General features: G+C 74.3%; 15 protein-coding genes and 2 tRNA genes. 11 read left to right on the forward strand and 6 right to left on the reverse strand.

Going from position 1 to position 15822, the window contains the following annotated elements; all coding sequences use genetic code 11:
- Nucleotides 1-36 precede the first annotated feature (36 nt).
- Complete coding sequence (locus ABD284_RS21710; RefSeq protein WP_344146733.1) at nt 37-525, reverse strand: hypothetical protein; 489 nt, start codon at nt 523-525, stop codon at nt 37-39.
- 99 nt (nt 526-624) lie between these two features.
- On the opposite strand from ABD284_RS21710, the gene ABD284_RS21715 reads away from it, so the two are divergent.
- Both ABD284_RS21715 and ABD284_RS21720 read left to right on the forward strand, forming a co-directional pair.
- On the forward strand, nt 625-1212 hold the full coding sequence (locus ABD284_RS21715; protein ID WP_344146736.1) for a helix-turn-helix domain-containing protein: 588 nt from the start codon (nt 625-627) through the stop codon (nt 1210-1212).
- 130 nt (nt 1213-1342) lie between these two features.
- Nucleotides 1343-2197, forward strand: a complete 855-nt coding sequence (locus tag ABD284_RS21720; protein ID WP_344146739.1) for a class I SAM-dependent methyltransferase — start codon at nt 1343-1345, stop codon at nt 2195-2197.
- Nucleotides 2198-2329: 132 nt separating this feature from the next.
- Here ABD284_RS21720 and ABD284_RS21725 read toward each other — a convergent pair whose 3' ends face one another.
- Nucleotides 2330-3292 (reverse strand): phosphatidylinositol-specific phospholipase C, encoded by a 963-nt coding sequence (locus ABD284_RS21725; RefSeq protein WP_344146742.1) that lies wholly within the window; start codon nt 3290-3292, stop codon nt 2330-2332.
- Between the two features lie 548 nt (nt 3293-3840).
- Nucleotides 3841-4134, reverse strand: coding sequence for a GroES family chaperonin (locus ABD284_RS21730; protein ID WP_344146913.1), 294 nt, complete (start codon nt 4132-4134; stop codon nt 3841-3843).
- Nucleotides 4135-4275: 141 nt separating this feature from the next.
- Here ABD284_RS21730 and ABD284_RS21735 point away from each other — a divergent pair.
- Nucleotides 4276-4348: transfer RNA gene (locus ABD284_RS21735), tRNA-Ala, on the forward strand.
- Between the two features lie 288 nt (nt 4349-4636).
- Nucleotides 4637-4999, forward strand: coding sequence for an aromatic-ring hydroxylase C-terminal domain-containing protein (locus ABD284_RS21740; protein ID WP_344146745.1), 363 nt, complete (start codon nt 4637-4639; stop codon nt 4997-4999).
- Nucleotides 5000-5071: 72 nt separating this feature from the next.
- Here ABD284_RS21740 and ABD284_RS21745 read toward each other — a convergent pair whose 3' ends face one another.
- Nucleotides 5072-6640, reverse strand: a complete 1569-nt coding sequence (locus tag ABD284_RS21745; protein WP_344146748.1) for a DHA2 family efflux MFS transporter permease subunit — start codon at nt 6638-6640, stop codon at nt 5072-5074.
- A gap of 610 nt (nt 6641-7250) precedes the next feature.
- On the opposite strand from ABD284_RS21745, the gene ABD284_RS21750 reads away from it, so the two are divergent.
- The 5 genes from ABD284_RS21750 to ABD284_RS21770 all read left to right on the forward strand — a co-directional run bounded on the left by ABD284_RS21750 (nt 7251) and on the right by ABD284_RS21770 (nt 11136).
- Nucleotides 7251-8096 carry an NAD-dependent protein deacetylase gene (locus tag ABD284_RS21750; protein WP_386699711.1) on the forward strand — a complete coding sequence of 282 codons (846 nt, stop codon included), beginning with the start codon at nt 7251-7253 and terminating at the stop codon, nt 8094-8096.
- Nucleotides 8097-8314: 218 nt separating this feature from the next.
- Entirely contained in the window at nt 8315-9829 is a 1515-nt protein-coding gene (locus tag ABD284_RS21755; RefSeq protein WP_344146751.1) for a family 43 glycosylhydrolase, read from the forward strand.
- A gap of 242 nt (nt 9830-10071) precedes the next feature.
- A tRNA-Ala gene (locus ABD284_RS21760) sits at nt 10072-10144 on the forward strand.
- A gap of 116 nt (nt 10145-10260) precedes the next feature.
- Nucleotides 10261-10401 (forward strand): hypothetical protein, encoded by a 141-nt coding sequence (locus ABD284_RS21765; RefSeq protein ID WP_344146754.1) that lies wholly within the window; start codon nt 10261-10263, stop codon nt 10399-10401.
- Nucleotides 10402-10527: 126 nt separating this feature from the next.
- Complete coding sequence (locus tag ABD284_RS21770; RefSeq protein ID WP_344146757.1) at nt 10528-11136, forward strand: DUF998 domain-containing protein; 609 nt, start codon at nt 10528-10530, stop codon at nt 11134-11136.
- Nucleotides 11137-11278: 142 nt separating this feature from the next.
- Here the strand turns inward: ABD284_RS21770 and ABD284_RS21775 are convergent, their stop codons facing one another.
- Together ABD284_RS21775 and ABD284_RS21780 are read right to left on the reverse strand one after the other, a co-directional pair.
- Nucleotides 11279-12220 (reverse strand): hypothetical protein, encoded by a 942-nt coding sequence (locus ABD284_RS21775; protein WP_344146760.1) that lies wholly within the window; start codon nt 12218-12220, stop codon nt 11279-11281.
- A complete protein-coding gene (locus ABD284_RS21780) occupies nt 12220-12837 on the reverse strand; it encodes an RNA polymerase sigma factor (RefSeq protein WP_344146762.1) in 618 nt (205 codons plus the stop codon). The genes ABD284_RS21775 and ABD284_RS21780 overlap by 1 nt, the downstream gene beginning before the upstream one ends.
- Nucleotides 12838-13321: 484 nt before the next feature.
- On the opposite strand from ABD284_RS21780, the gene ABD284_RS21785 reads away from it, so the two are divergent.
- Together ABD284_RS21785 and ABD284_RS21790 are read left to right on the forward strand one after the other, a co-directional pair.
- Nucleotides 13322-14608 (forward strand): hypothetical protein, encoded by a 1287-nt coding sequence (locus tag ABD284_RS21785; RefSeq protein ID WP_344146764.1) that lies wholly within the window; start codon nt 13322-13324, stop codon nt 14606-14608.
- A gap of 383 nt (nt 14609-14991) precedes the next feature.
- On the forward strand, nt 14992-15783 hold the full coding sequence (locus ABD284_RS21790; RefSeq protein WP_344146766.1) for a DUF427 domain-containing protein: 792 nt from the start codon (nt 14992-14994) through the stop codon (nt 15781-15783).
- Nucleotides 15784-15822: the final 39 nt, after the last annotated feature.

Below are 15822 nucleotides of genomic sequence, written 5' to 3' on the forward strand. Positions count from 1 at the left end.
GTGCGGATAGAAGAGGGCGGCGGTGCGCCGCGGATGTCAGGCGGTGGCGGTACCGCTCCGGGCCGCGGCAGGGGCCGCGCCGGTCTCGCCCGTGCCGCACGCGAAGCGGCGGCCCGGCTCCGCCTTCAGGTCCTGCAGTAGCGGCTCAAGCCCGCCCCGGCCTTCGGTGCGGGCCTGCATCCGGGTGGCGACCGCGAGAACGCGGCGGGCCGTGGACGCGCCGCCGGCCGGGCGCACGCCTGCGGCATCACCGTCGTCGGACTTCACGACCGCCTCCTTCGCGGGTGTGTGGACGATGGGGGCGCCGCGGGCGGCGCCGTCATCAACGCGTGCGGGGGTGCGGGCGGAGTAGGCGAGGTCGTCGCTCAGCCGACGGAGCAGCAGGGCGCGGGGGAGGGACGCGGGGCCGGTGGAGAGGACGCCGACGGGCGTGTCGCCTACCTTGCGGCCGGGGCGGTTAGGGGCCGTGTCCGCGGCCTCACCAGGCAGTGCGTCGCTCGCGTGCGCGGAAGTCCGTACGGGCATGTCCTCGCGCCCTTTTCCGTCGTGTGCGGCACCGGCCGATCCGGGCCGCCTGCCTTCGACGTTAAGCGCGGTTTGCATTGAAGGCATACCATATTGCCTATGACGCATGAAAATGGTGCGCTGGACGGCCTCGTACGCAAACGCATCCGCGCCCTGCGGGTCGCGCAGGGCTTGTCACTGGAGGAGCTGGCCACCCGCGCCCACCTCAGCCAGTCCTCGCTGAGCCGCATCGAGGGCGGCAAGCGCCGCCTGGCGCTGGACCAGCTCGTCGCCCTGGCCCGCGCCCTGGACACCAGCCTCGATCAGCTCGTCGAGAACGCCGCCGAGGATGTCGTCATCAGCGCCATGTCCCACGGCACCCACGGTCTGAGCTGGCCGATGAAGGGCGACCCCGCCATGAGCGTCATGCGTCGGCGGCTGACCGAGGCGCCGCCCGACAGCCCCTCCAAGATGCGCGCCCACCCGGGCCGGGAATGGCTCGTCGTGCTGTCGGGCACCGCGATCCTGATGCTGGGCCACCGCCGCTACCGCATCGAGACCAACCAGGCCGCCGAGTTCCCGACCATGCTGCCGCACGCGATCGGCGCCGAGGGCGGCCCGTGCGAGATCATGTTCGTCTTCGACCGCGACGCCCGGCGCGGGCATCGCGAGACCGGCGAGCAGCGCGAGAACGGCGACAGCCCGTAGCCGCACCGGCGCCTCCGATCCGTCGTCCCGCACGGGTGCACCTTGCGCGCCCGGCAGCAGGACGGGCCATCGCTTTGCGTTTCCCGCAATAAGTTGTGCCGATCGCGCATGGCGTGCCTAGTCTGGCGGTATGACGCATACACACGCCCCGCACGAGGGCCACCATGAGCACGGCGCCGACAGCGGACAGGCGGAGCTCCTCGACCTGGACGCGGACCTCCTCGCCGAGCACATCGCCGCCATCGCCAAGTGGCTGCCCCTGAAGAGCGGCCCGCGCCGGATCGTGGACCTGGCCTCCGGTACGGGCGCGGGCACCTTCGCACTCCTCGAACGCTTTCCCGAGGCGCACGTCACAGCCGTCGACGCCTCGTCCGGACACCTGCAACGGCTGCGGGAGAAAGCGTCCGCCCGCGGCGTGGGCGAGCACGTGCACACCGTGCCGGCCGACCTCGACGACGCCGCCTGGCCCGACCTCGGAACGCCCGACCTCGTGTGGGCGTCGGCCTCCATGCACCACATGGCCGACCCCGACCACGCCCTGCGCACCGTCCGCGACCTGCTCGCGCCCGACGGCCTGCTCGCCGTCGTCGAGTTGGCCGGCCCTCCTCGCTTCCTGCCCGAGAACGCTCCCGCTGACCGGCCCGGCCTGGAAGAGCGCATCCACGCCGCGGCCGACCGCCTCCACGCCGAGCACGTGCCCCACCGCGGCGCCGACTGGGGGCCCATGCTGACCGCCGCCGGATTCGCCGTCGCAGGCGAACTCACCGTCGCCGTCGACATCGACGGGTCCCGCAACGCAGCGGTCGGCCGCTACGCCCTGGGCGTGCTGCAGCGCGTCCGCGGGGCCGCCGCCGCGGAGCTTGCGGGGGAGGACCTCACCGCGCTCGACCGGCTGCTGGACACCGACGGCCCGCACAGCATCCTGCGCCGCGACGACCTGGCGATACGCACTGAACGCACCGTCTGGGCCGCGCGCCGCGGCTGACGCGGCGTCCGGGACGGGTCCGCCGGCCCGGCCCCGTCCGCCGACGGTCAGCGGCAGTTCGGCACGCGAGGGCGGGTCGGGGGGCGTAGCGGGGCGATGACCGCGGGCGCGGCGCACGCGCCCGCGGGCCGCTCAGCCGGGGTTGCGGGCGATGACGGCCTCCACCAGATCGGGCCCGGGGAAGTCGGCCATGACGACCCCGGTGCGCTGCGTGCCCCCGGCGGCCAGATAGTCCAGCGCGCGCGAGTTCATGCCCTCGACCCCGAGAGCGCCGTAGGCGATCGAGGAGGGCAGGGCGCCGCCGGAGGCGCTGAGGTGGTTGACGTAGAGCACGTCGGAATCGCCCGCGGCCGTGCGATCGAAGTGGGTGCGCGCGGCGTCCCACTTCTGCGGGACGTGGAAGAGGGTGGGCAGGTCGTAGTCGTCCTGGATGTCCGTCCACTCCCCGTTCCAGCGCGGGCCGTAGGCGTGGCCGGAGCCGAAGTCCTGGAGGATGACGATCCGGCCCCGCACCTCGCCCAGGGTCGGGATGCGCCCGCCGTAGCCGGCGTCCGGCCGCCACAGGTGCTCCCGGAGCCGGTCGCGGGTCTGCGGATTCTCCTCGATGTAGGAGTCCAGGGTCTCCTCGTAGCTGCGGGTGTTCTCCTCGGCGGTGTGCTCCTGCTTCAGCCGCATCAGGACCGTCTCGCCGGGATGCGCGCGCAGGAAGTCCGTGGCGGCGACGACGACGTCGGTGAAGTTCGCGTGCAGGTACTCCGCGCCGTGGTGGATCGGGAACGCGTCGCGGTAGTGGCGGGTGCGGATGTCCAGGGCCCGCACGCCGGCGTCGAGCTGCTCCGGCAGCGGGCTCTCCTGGGTCTGCGAGACGGGCGAGGCGTCATAGGCCATCGTGTCGTGCGTGCCGGGGACGGAGAGCGCGGCCAGGCTGGTGCTGTCGGGGAGCCGGCTCATCCAGTCGGGGTTGGACGCCAGATGCAGGTCGCCGCTGTGGCGGGTGTCGGCGAGGGCGGGCGAGGCGGGCATCGCCGCGGTCAGCGCGGTCGCAAGTGCGGCCAGGACGGTGACAACGCGGGTGCGCCGGGGCACAGGGGGCATGGGCAATCCTCCGGGGCAGGGGAGGGGACGGGGGAGGCGCTCGCCGCGTCGCGTCGGCGCGGGAGAGCGCGATAAGGATGCCACGCTCGCCTGTGCGGCGGTCAAACGCGGTGGTCGCGGCGCCCGCCGCCGATTCCGGGGACTTCGCGGGCGGTCCCGGCCTCGGGGAGCGCGCCGTCTCAACGTTCGGCGCGGTCACCGAGGCGCGCGTGTCGCCTATGTCACAGTCGCTCCACGCGCAGTGCGGTGCACGAGTAGGTCGCACAGACGGACCGGCCGGCCGGACGCGCCGGCGCCTTGTGCCTTCTCCCAGCGGGAGGCCGGGGCCAACGGGCTCGGCCTGCCTGGCCGACCGTAGCCGCGGCCGGGCGGTCGGCCGTATCCGCGTCCGGGTGGTGTCTCACTCCCTGAGCGGCTCCCACCGCGCGGAAGCCGCCCGCCGGTCGCTGCTCGGCGAGACGGCCGTGGAGGACCGAGGGGAGCGCGCGGGACGGCTGCGGGCGAGGGGGCAGCCGCCCGCGGCCGGGCGCATCCGCCTGCGGCCGGGGTCAGAGGTAGAGTCCGGTGCCGCGCTCGGGGTGCTCGTTGGCGACGGCGTGCACGTCGCGCTCGCGCAGGACCAGGTAGCGCTCGGCCTGCAACTCGACCTCGCTCTGGTCCTGCGGGTCGAACAGCACCCGGTCGCCGGTCTTCACGTGCCGAGCGCCCGTGCCCGCTCCGCAGACCTCGCCCCACACGAGCCGGGTCGCCATCTTCACGGTCTCGGGAATCACCAGGCCGGCGGTGCTGCGCCGTTCGCCCTTCTCGGGGATCTCGCGCACCAGCAGGCGGTCGTGCAGCATCTGGATCTCAAGCTTGGATTCGGGCACCAGTCCAGCTTATTGCGCTTCGCCCGGTTGCAGCTTCGCGGTGCCCCGTGCCCGGGGCCACGCACCGGCGGCGGCGAGCCGCCCTCGGCAGGTGGTATAAAGGGGAGCACACACGGGGCTATGGCGCAGTCGGTAGCGCGCCTCCATGGCATGGAGGAGGTCTGGGGTTCGAATCCCCATAGCTCCACACAAGTCGAGAGAATCGAGACCTGCCCTGTCTGGTGACGGGGCAGGTTTTTTCTGCGTGCAGGTCGTCGGCCGCGTCACCGTTGACCTGGGCGCTTCCGGCGCCGCCGGGCGTGCGACGGGGCCGGCGGCGAGGGTGGCGGGTCAGGTGTCCTCGCCGCGGGCGGGCTGCGGCGCGTCCTGTGGCCCGGCGTGCGCGGGTCGGCTCTACCGCTCCGCCGCCGTCCCGGGCGCCGGTCCCGACCTGCCGCCGGCCCGGCGCCCCGACGGATTGGCCGGTCAGCCCGGTATGCGCGCGCCGCACCTGGCCGTGCGGGTCGACGGCGCCGAACGCTCGACGCTCGACGTGTTCCAGCGCGGCTGGGTGCTGCTCGCCGAGGACGAGCGCTGGTCCGGCGCCGCCGCCCAGGCGGTCGAGGAGCAGGGCATCGCCGTCGAGTTCGTGCGCATCGGCGCCGATGCGCGGCCCGGCGACCCGGGGGTGTTCCGCGCGGCTTACGGGGTGGCGGCCGACGGGGCGAGCCTCGTGCGCCCGGACGGCTACATCGCCTGGCGGGCCGCCACCGCCCCCGACGACCCGGGTGCGGCCCTGTCGGACGCCATCGGCGCCGCGGCGTCGTCCTCCGCCCGCGCGGCGGCGCTCGGCGCCTGAGGACGGCCCGGGGCGGGCGCCGCGCACCCGGGAACGATGGCGGCAGGTCCCCGCCCCGGCCGGGGCGGGCGGTCAGGCGTTCTCGTCGCGCACCGGCAGCGGCGCCGCGCCTTGGGGCTCGGCGGCCGCGGGGTCCTCGACTCCGGCGGCGGGCGGTGTCCCGCCGCCGACCGGCGCGGCCTCCGCAGCGGCGGCGGGCCGGCGTACGAACAGCGCCGTGACCACCGCGAGGACGCCGATGCACCCGGCGACCATGAACGCGGTGCGCAGGCCGGCGGCGTCCGGCGCACCCGCGGTGGCGCTGGCGAGCGCGGCGACCGTGACGAAGACGGCGGTGCCGAACGCGCCCGCGACCTGCTGCAGCGTGGTGAGGATGGCGCTGCCGTGGGAGGTGAGGTGGTCGGGCAGGGACCCGAGCGACTCCGTCATCAGCGGCGTCATCATCAGCCCGAGCCCGGTCATCAGCACCACGTGGATGGCGACCACCGCGGCCAGCGGCGAATCCGGCCCCAGCGCGGCGAACAGCCACAGCGACACCGCCATGGCCAGGGCACCGGGGATCACCAGGGGCCGGGCGCCGAACCGGTCGAACATCGCCCCCACGGGGCGGCCGAGCGCGCCGAGGACCAGTCCGCCGGGCAGGACGGCCAGCCCGCTGACGAACGTCCCGGTGTCCATGACGGTCTGCAGGTACAGCGGCAGCAGGATCGACGCGACCCCGAGCAGGCACATGAACAGCAGCCCGGCCAGGATCAGGGCGACCACGAAGCTGCGGTTGGTGAACGGGCGCAGGTCCAGCAGCGCGCGGTCGTGGCGCTGGAGCCGGAGCTGGCGCACCACGAAGACGACCAGCGCGGCGACGCCGACCACGACCGCCGACCACGGCGGCACCGGGTGCTCGCCGCCGCCGGACTCGCCGATGGAGGACAGGCCGTAGAGCAGTCCGCCGAACCCGACGGCCGACAGCAGCACCGAGAGCACGTCCAGCGGCACCGCCCTGGTGCGGCTGTCCAGGCGCAGCCAGACGGCCCCGATGGTCAGCGCGCCCACCGCAAGCGGCAGGACCAGCCAGAACATCCAGCGCCAGCCCAGGCCGGCCAGCACTGCGCCGCCGATCGTGGGGCCGAGCGCGGGTGCGACGGCGATGACGATGGTGATCGTGCCCATCGTCGCGCCGCGCCGGTGGGGCGGAACCAGCCGCATCACCGAGGTCATCAGCAGCGGGATCATCACCGCGGTGCCGCACGCCTGCACGACGCGTCCGACCAGCAGCGTCGCGAACCCGGGGGCGAGCGCGCTGAGCAGCGTGCCGAGGGTGAACATGCTCAGAGAGGCCAGGAAGATCTGGCGCGGAGTGAACCGTTCGAGCAGGAAGCCGGTCGTGGGGATGACCACGGCCATGGTGAGCAGGAACCCGCTGGTCAGCCACTGCACCGTGGTCGTGGAGACATCGAGGGCGAGCGTCAGGTCGCGCAGCGCCACGCTCAGGATCGTCTCGTTGAGGATCATCACGAACGCCGAGGTGACCAGCACGCTGATCAGCAGGCCGGATCGCGGGTGCGGAGGAGCCTGGTCAGCCTGGACAGGAGGGTCGGGGGGACCGGGTGACTCCCCGGGCGTCGTGGTCGCGGTGTCGGTCATCGGGCATACCTCGTCAGCTGCCGGTCAGGCGGATGGGGTGGTGGGGTCGGCGCCGCTCGCCGGAGGCGCTCGGCGGGCGGACGGGCGCTCAGGCTGCGCGGTGCGCGCGTGCGCCTGTGCGCGTACCGGAGGACTCCAGGACGGCGGGTCGCAGGACGTGGAGATCAGGGCGGGCCGTCGCGGCGGGAACACGGGCCGGCGGCTCGGATTCAGCCGAGTGCGGGGCGAGCCGCGCGGGGCGGTCGGCGGATGAAGCGCCGAGGCGCGCCCGGCGTCTCGGGGCCGCGGCGTGCTCCCGGTCGGTCACGATCGTCACCCGCTTCCCCCGTCGGCGTGCGGCTTTGCGGGCTGCCGCCGAATCCTCACCCTCGGCCATCCGCCGCGCTGCGACACACGCGCGCGAAATGCGCATCCGTGGATAAGTCAGACAGGCGGCCGCCACTCACGGTAGCATTCGGGCAAGTCAATTGCCTGAAAATTGCGATGGCCTCCCCCCGAGACATGGGACACTAGGCCGCGCACGGTTTCCGCCGTCCTGCCGGGACGGCCCGCCGTCCGGGCGCACCCGCCGGCGCGGGCGCGTCCTGTTGAAGGCGCATACGCTCGATGCGTGACCGACACGCTCGACACCGACGACCTCACGACCGCGGTCGCGCGGATGCGCGCGGTGCTGGGGCGGGGGCCGGTGGTCGCGCTGACCGGGGCCGGAGTCTCGACCGACTCGGGAATCCCCGACTACCGGGGGCCGGACTCGCCGCCCCGCACGCCGATGACCTACCAGCAGTTCGTCGGCGACGCGGACTTCCGCCGCCACTACTGGGCGCGCAACCACGTCGGCTGGCGCCACGTGCACGAGACCCGCCCCAACGACGGCCACCGGGCGCTGGCCGAGCTGGAAGAGGCCGGCGTCGTATCCGGGGTCATCACGCAGAACGTGGACACCCTGCACGAGGCGGCCGGCAGCAGGTGCGTCCTCGACCTGCACGGGCGCTACGACCGCGTGGTGTGCCTCGCGTGCTCCGCGGTGACCACCCGCGAACGGCTGGCCGAGCGCCTCACCGCGCTGAATCCCGGCTTCACCGGGGGAGTGGACGACGTGGAGATCGCGCCCGACGCCGACGCGGTCCTGGCCTCCACCCGGGGCTTCACCGTGGCCGACTGCGCCGGCTGCGGCGGCGTCCTCAAGCCCGACATCGTCTACTTCGGCGAGAACGTGCCCCGGCAGCGCGTGTCCGAGGGCTACCGGCTCGTCGACGACGCCGAGGCGCTGCTGGTGGCGGGGTCGTCGCTGACCGTGCTGTCAGGCCGCCGCTTCGTCAAGCGCGCGGCCGAGCAGGGCAAGCCGGTGGCGATCCTCAACCGGGGGCCCACACGCGGCGACCGTCTCGCCGCACTCGCCGTGGACGCGGGATGCTCGCCCGTTCTGCGGGCGCTGGCATCCGCCTACCAGCGGTGAAGCAACGTCGCGAACACCGAGCGTCGAACACCCCTTGACGCCCCGATGTGTGAGCGCTCACACTAACGCGAAACCGCGGCGGCTCCGTGACCCGGTGCCACGCGACCCCTCGTCCGCTCTCGAAGAGGAACCCCGCGGCGCGCAATGTTAGCGCTAACAATCGCTCGACCGCCGCCTCGACAGGACATCCCCCACTCGGCCGCGAAGGAGCTTCCCCCATGGCCCGGCACCGAGTACCCCTCCTGCTTCCGCTCAGCGCCGCGCTGCTGCTGACTTTCGCCGCAGTGGCCCCGGCGGCCACCGAATCCGAACCGAAGCCGATCGAAGCCGCAACCGTCGCCGCGGAAGGCCTTCCCTACCGGAACCCGATCAAGCCGGTCCAGGGCGCCGACCCCTGGATGGAGTACTACGACGGCTCCTACTACCTGATCACCACGAGCTGGAGCTCGGAGCTGACCATCCGCACGTCGCCCACGCTCGCCGGCATCGCGACCGCGCCCAGCGTGCAGATCTACTCCGCCGCCGGCGACGAGCAGTGCTGCAACATCTGGGCGCCGGAGATGCACCTGCTCGACGGCCCCCAGGGCAAGCGCTGGTACATCTACTACAACGCCAGCCGCGACGTCGCCGACTACAACCCGACCCAGCGCATCCAGGTGCTCCGCAGCGAGGGGCTCGACCCGATGGGCCCCTACACCCACCAGGGCTCGGTCGGCCTGGACGAGTGGCAGCTCGACGGCAGCGTCCTGGAGATGAACGACGACCTCTACTTCATGGGGACCTACCACGACGGGTCCACCCAGAACCTGTTCATCCAGGCCCTGAGCGATCCCGCCACCACCACCGGGCCGCGCCGGATGCTCTCGCGCCCCACCCACGACTGGGAGACGCAGGGCGCCCCGGTGCAGGAAGGGCCGGAGGCGCTGTACCACGGCGACGACACCTTCATCGTCTACTCCACGAGCTTTTGCGACACGCCCGACTACAAGCTCGGCATGCTGACCTACACCGGCGGAGACCCGCTGGACTCCGGATCCTGGAGCAAGTCCCCCGAGCCGGTCTTCCAGCGCGACGACGCGGACGGGGTCTACGGCCCGGGCCACAACGGGTTCTTCCAGTCGCCGGACGGTACCGAGGACTGGATCGTCTACCACGCCAACGACTCCGCGAGCGGGGGCTGCACCCCCGACCGCACCACCCGGGCGCAGAAGTTCGAGTGGAACGCCGACGGGACGCCCGACTTCGGCACCCCCGAGCCCACCGGCGTGGCCCTGACCGGGCCGTCGGGCGAGACCGGTCCCACGCCCACGGGCTACCGGCTGGTCAACCGCAGCAGCGGCCTGTGCCTGGCCGTCGAGGGCGGTTCGGGCGACGACGGCGCCACGGCGGTGCAGGCCGGCTGCGGAAGCGGTGCGCAGGCCGTATGGGACGTCGAGGACCTCGGCGACGGCACCTCCCGGCTGGTCAACCACGCCGGCGGGGGGTCGCTGGACGTCGCCGACTGCAGCACCGAGGACGGCGCCGACGTGCGCCAGTGGTCGTGGCTGGACAACACCTGCCAGCGCTTCCGCATGGTGCTGCGGGACTCCGGCGGCTGGGTGAGCGTCGCCAACGCCAACAGCGGCAAGGTGCTCGACGTGGAGGACTGCGGCGCGGCCGCGGGGACGAACGTGCGCCAGTGGTCCTGGCTGGACAACGCCTGCCAGCAGTGGCGCCTGGAGGCGACCACCTGATGCACCGCCCCCTCGCTCGCCTGACCACCTCTGACCGTCTGCCACCCACGTGAGCACCTGACCGGCCGTCCGCCCGGCCGCACGACCGCCGCGCACAGCGCACGAGACCGCCCCCGGAAACCGCGGTCGCCGCCCGCCTCCCCTCCACCCGCGGGCGGCGGCCGTTCCGGGGCGCCACATCCGGAAGGCGTGCGCGATGGACCGAGGCACTCCCGGTATCCGCTAGAATGAAAGACGCATCAGGGGCTATGGCGCAGCTGGTAGCGCGCCTCCATGGCATGGAGGAGGTCTGGGGTTCGAATCCCCATAGCTCCACTCGACTCCGAGACGATCCTGCTCGCGCGTGACCGCGCTCGCCGGGTCGTCTCGTTGTTTGAGCCGCCCTGCCCGCTCTGCTGGCCGCGACCGGCCCGGACTCCCAAGGGGGCCGGTTGTTCGGCCCCCGGGGACTGGGCAACCTCCGGGGAGCCCCGGCGCAGCAGGAGATGCGGGCTCCGCTGCGGAGCATGGACGACGCCCGCAGGCTCTGGGAGGCCTCCGAGCGGCTGGTCGGCGTACGGTTCCCCGCCTGACCTCCCGGCCGATTCAGCACGGTCGCCGGGTCCGCACCCACCCGCTCCCCGATCCGCGCCGGCGACCGCCCTTCGGTGCCAACCGCGGCGGTGCCGGGGGCGGAATCGGGTTGCTAGCGTCGCACCATGGCGGCGGTGTTGTGGGCGGGTGCGGCGGCGGCCGTGCTGTTCGTCGCCGTCTTCTCGATCGACGGATGGACACGGCCCGGCTACCGGCCGCTGCGCCACCCCGTCAGTGCGCTGGCGCTCGGGCCGCGCGGCCGCGTGCAGGCGGCCAACTTCCTCTGCTGCGGTCTGCTGGTCACCGGGGCGGCCGCCGGCGTGCTCGGCGTCGGCGGAGGCCCGCTGCTCGCGGCGGCGATCGCCGTCTTCGGCCTGGCGCTGGCGGTATCGGGAGTCTTCCCCATGGACCCGATGCGCGGATATCCGCCGGGCGCGCCCGAAGGGACGCCGCCGCGGTTCAGCATGCGCCACCAGGTGCACGACGCCGCCGGTGCCGCGGTCTTCCTCGCGCTGCCGGCCGCGGCGTTCGCCGCCGCCGTCGTGCTGCCGGGCGCGGTCGTGTCCTGGTACTCGGCGCTGACAGGTGCGGCGGTGCTCGCACTGCTCCTGCTCTTCAGCCGGGCCTGGGAGCTGGACCGGCCGCTGACGGGTCTGATCCAACGGGCGATGATCGTCGTCGGTTGGACGTGGCTGGCGCTGATGCTCGCCTTGTTCGCCGTCCGGGCCGACTGAGCCCGGCGCACGCGCTCCCTCGGCGCTTCTACGGCCGCGCCCGTCCCCGCCCGTCCCCGCCCGTCGCGCGCGACGCGGGCGCCGCACACAGGCCGGACCTGTGCGCGGCGCCCGCTGCCCGCGGACGGCGGCGCCGAGACGGCTACCGCGGCTCTTCACCCACGAAGACCAGCACCTCGCCCGGCGCCCACAGCGACACCTCGTGGACGTAGTACCCGTCGGGGACGTCCTCGGCCTTCTCGGTGCCGCCCGCCCCGGACCCGGCGCCGTCCTGGCCCTCGGGGTCCTGCGAGGGGCGCTCCGCGGCCGTGGCCTCGGCCTCGGCGGCCGCCACCTCCGCCGCCTCGCCGCCGAGGCGGTACTCGGCGACCTCCTGCCCGTTGTCGGCCAGGACCCCCCGGGCCTCGCCGACGGTCATCCCGACCACGTCGACGCCCTCCAGCGCCTCTCCCGGAGCCGTCGCCGCGTTCGTGGCCTGGTACTTCTCGCCCTTCTCCGGCGCGCGGCCGAAGGCGAGCTGGACGGGGTTCGCGTAATCCTTCGGGATGCGCACGCCGACCGGGCAGCCGCCGTCCGGCGTGCACTGCTCCGGCGACTCGATCACCTCGACGTCGCGGTCGTCGGTCCCCTTCCCCGTCATGTTCTGGTCCAGGTAGGTCAGTTTGCCCACCAGCGTCGGCGAGGCCGGGATCAGCTTGAGGTCCACGTCCAGCCCGTGCTCGGCGAACTCCTCGGCATAGCGCTCGGGGTCGGCGGTGGGGTCCTTGACCTCGGCGACGACGAGGCCGTCGTCGACGTCGATCTCCAGGGCCGCCGCCTCCTGCGGGGCCACGGGGTCGGGGGCCGACGTCGGCATCAGCGCCGTTGCCGCGACGCCCCCGGCGGCGAGCACCGCGGCGACGGGCACGGCGACGAGCAGGCGGCGGGCGGTACGTTTCGGTGCCACTGCAGGCTCCTGGTTCTTCTCGGTGATGGTGGCGAGGAGCTCGCGAGCGCCCGACCGTGCCGGGTCGAGCCCCTCGGACGCGTCCACCCGCGGACGGAGCCGGGCGACCAGCGGGTCCACCCTGTCGCGGTTCCTCATCAGCTCGCTCCTTCCTTGACCGGCCGTTCCAGCGGGCGCGGCCGGTCGGGGACCGCGGCGTCGCCGAACTCCACGCCCGCCTTGCGCAGGGCGCGGGCGAAGCGCCCGCGCGCCCGGTGCAGGCGCACGCGGGCGGTGCCGCGAGTGCAGCCCAGTGCGATCGCGATCTCCGACGGGCTCAGTCCCTCCCATCCGGCGAGGGCGAGCACCTCCCTGTCGGCCTCCGACAGCGAGCGGAAGACCGCGCCGATCTCGCCGAGAGCGGGCTCGGCGGTCTCCGGCCGGGTGACGTGCGCCCGGCTCAGCTCCGAGCGCAGCCGGGCCGCCAGCGCCGTACGGCGCCGGGCTCCGCGGCGGTGGTTGCCCAGAACCTTGCGGGCGACCCCGAAGACCCACGGCCGGGAGCCGCTGCCGCCGGGGACGTCCTCCAGCCGGTTCCACACCGTCATGAAGACCTCCGCGACCAGGTCGGCGGCCGACTCGGGGTCCTCGACCCGCCGGAGCAGGTAGCCGAGCACATCGGCGTAGCACGCGGTGTAGAGCGCCTCGAACCTGGCCTCGCGGCCGGCGGGCGGCGCAGGCGTCTCCGGTGGGCCGTCTGGGCCGTCATAGGGCAACGGGCTCCCTTTCGCCGGGGGTGATTGCGTCCTCGCCCCGTCACATGTCCGGCTCGGCCGCCGCGTTACGGCCCGCGCCGCATCCGCGGCGGCCCGACCGGAACCCGCCGCCCGGTGGCCGCTACCGGCCGGTGGGAACTCCGCAGGGCGCCCGCACGTCCCCACAGCGTGCCGTGCGCACGTTGCGCGGTCGATCGGTGGGTAGCGGGCACGGCGCCCCGGTCCGGACCGGACCCACCGCGGCACTCTGGCGCCGATCGGCGGCAGGCTGGACTACGGGATACCGGGGAGCGGAATGTAGGTTCTAAGGAGCCCCTTTGTACGGCCCCGGAACCCCGCCGGCCCCCCTAAACCCGCCGGCAGGTGTCCGCGGCCGTTGAACCAGCAGAGGACGACCGTGACCCCGAATTCCCCCACCCCCCTCCGAAGAACGGCGGTGCGGCTCCTCGGTGCCGGAGGTGCCGCGGCAGCGGCACTTGTGACGGTGCTTGCACCCGGGCTGCCCGCCGCCGCCGAACAGGCCCCTCCACTCGCGCCCGGAGGCGCCGGCAGGCCCGAGGCCGGCGCGCGCATCGCCTATGTCGACTGGTGCGGCCAGGGGGCGATCGGGGAGGTCGGCACCTCCGGCGGCGCCGGGTCGATCACCAGCGCCCACTGGGGCGCCGACCCCGCCGACGTCGCGACCGACCGGCACTTCCCCGCGGAGCCCGACGACGCCTACAGCTCCGTGGTCTACGACAGCGGGCGGCTCACCGCGGCCGCCGGCGTCACCGGCGTGCGCTTCACCCCCGACTGCCGCCCCGACACGGCCTCCGCCGCGCTTCCCGTGGCCGAGGCGTTCGGCCGCGAGGCCCTCCTGGTGCTCGAATCCGCCACCTCGACCGCGTGGTGGAGCGCCGCGAGCGGGCCCGACGCACGGATCTCCGTGCGGGGACTGAAGATCCTCGGGCAGCCGGCCGACGTCTCCGACGGCGACTACAGCAAGACCTTCACGGCCGAGTCCGGCGACGGCACCATCACCGTCGCTGTCAGCGCCGAACGCGGCGTCAGCCGCCCCGCGGTGCCGGCGACGCCGCCGTCCCAGGACTCCCGGGCGAACCGCGCGGCGGCGTGGCTGTCCGTGCGCTTCGAGGTCGCTCGCATCGACGCTGAGGGCGACCCCGTCAGCGCGTTCGACTACGGCGTGCGGTTCGTCGGCGCGGCCGTGCACGTCCCGGCCGGCGGCGTACCCGCCACCGAACCCCCTCCCGACAGCGCCACCCCCTCGCCCGAGCCCGACGGGGCGCCGGCGGCCGACGACGGACCGCCCGCCACCACGGGCTCCGGCGACGGACCGGACGGCCCCTCGCCGAGTGCCGCACCGTCGCGCGGCGCGGAGGCCGCCCCGCGGGCGGAGCCCGGCAGCATGGCGGGGTCCGCCACCGGCCCTCCGACCGCCTCGCCCGACCCGACCGGCTCGCCGGGCGGCGACGAGACCGAGGCGCCGACGCAGAGGGACCCCGCTCCCGGCCCCACGGTCGAGCCGCCCACCGCCCCCGGCGACGAGACCTCCGCCGATCCCGGGGCGGGCGCCGACCAGGACGACGCATCGGGCGGTCGGCTGCCGGTCGCCGGCGGAGCGCTGGCCGGCCTGGTGGCGACCGGCCTGGCCGCCCTGGGAGGCGGCGGAACCGCCATCTACCTCGGCCGGGGACGCAAGACCGGCTTCGACGGCGACGCCGGCGGCGGCCACCGGACGAGCCGGAAGGGATCGGGGGACGCCTGGGCCTAGCTGGAGCGTGTCTTCGAACAGGGCAGGGGGCGGGGGCGGCTCCCGGCGCCACGTCGAGCGCGCGACGCCCCTGCGCAGGCAGTACGGGTCGGCGGCCCGCCCGCGCTGAGCGGCGGGCCGCGAACCACGACGGAACCGTCCGGCTCGCCCGGGATGCGGCGACCACCCGTTCGAGGTGTGCCGAGGACTGCGCGGACCGCCCGGACCGCAGGCCCTCCGGGGCCCTCGGCCCGCTCCGCCGGCGCCGGTGGGGTCCGGGCCGCGAGGTGCCCGCCGGGAGCCCGGCACCGGCGGAGTCCGGCGGATGACGGCGGGGCGGTACGGGTAGCGGGCGGCGGGTATGACCTGCTGCGCCCACCACTTCGACGGCGAAGGAGGCCGGGATGTCGCTGACCATGGGCGGAGGGCCGTTCGCGAAGGACGCGCCCGACACCGTGAACTACACGCTCGAATCGCCGCACCACGCACTGCACGCCCACCCCTTCCCCCGGCGGGTGCGCGCCGAGCTGGGTGGTCAGGAGGTGCTCGACTCCGAGCGCGGGGTGCTGCTGCACGAGACGTCGCTGCTGCCGCAGCTGTACGTGCCCGCCGAGGATGTCCGCACCGACGTGCTGACCCCCAGTGACCGCAGCACCCACTGCCCGTACAAGGGCGACGCCTCCTACTGGCACATGCGGGTCGGCGAGCGGGTGGCGGAGAACGCCGTGTGGGCGTACCCCGACCCCGGGCCCGGGGCCGCGTGGCTGCGCGGGCTCGTGGCGATGTACTGGGACGCGGCCGACACCTGGTACGACGAGGACGAGCCGGTGCGCGGCCACCTGCGCGACCCCTACCACCGGGTCGACACCAGGCCCGCCTCGGTGCTGGTGCGGGTGGCCTTCGGCGACGTGGAGATCGCGCGTTCGGCCCGGCCCAAGGTGCTGTCCGAGACCGGGCTGCCCAACCGCTACTACCTGCCGCCCAACGACGTGCGCCGCGATCTGCTCGTCCCCAGCCGCACCCGGACCCTGTGCCCCTACAAGGGGCGGGCGACCTACTGGACGCTGCGGCTCGGGGACCACGAGGTCCCCGACGTGGCCTGGTCCTACTCCACCCCGCTCAAGGACGGCCTCGACGTGCGCGACCACCTGTGCTTCCTGCACGACGAGCTGACCGTCAGCGCCGAGCGGTCCTGAGGGGCCCGGCGGGGCCCCGCTGCCGGAAGCGCCGGGCCC

Origin of the sequence: Streptomonospora arabica (assembly GCF_039531585.1) — a bacterium.
Lineage (GTDB): Bacteria > Actinomycetota > Actinomycetes > Streptosporangiales > Streptosporangiaceae > Streptomonospora > Streptomonospora halophila.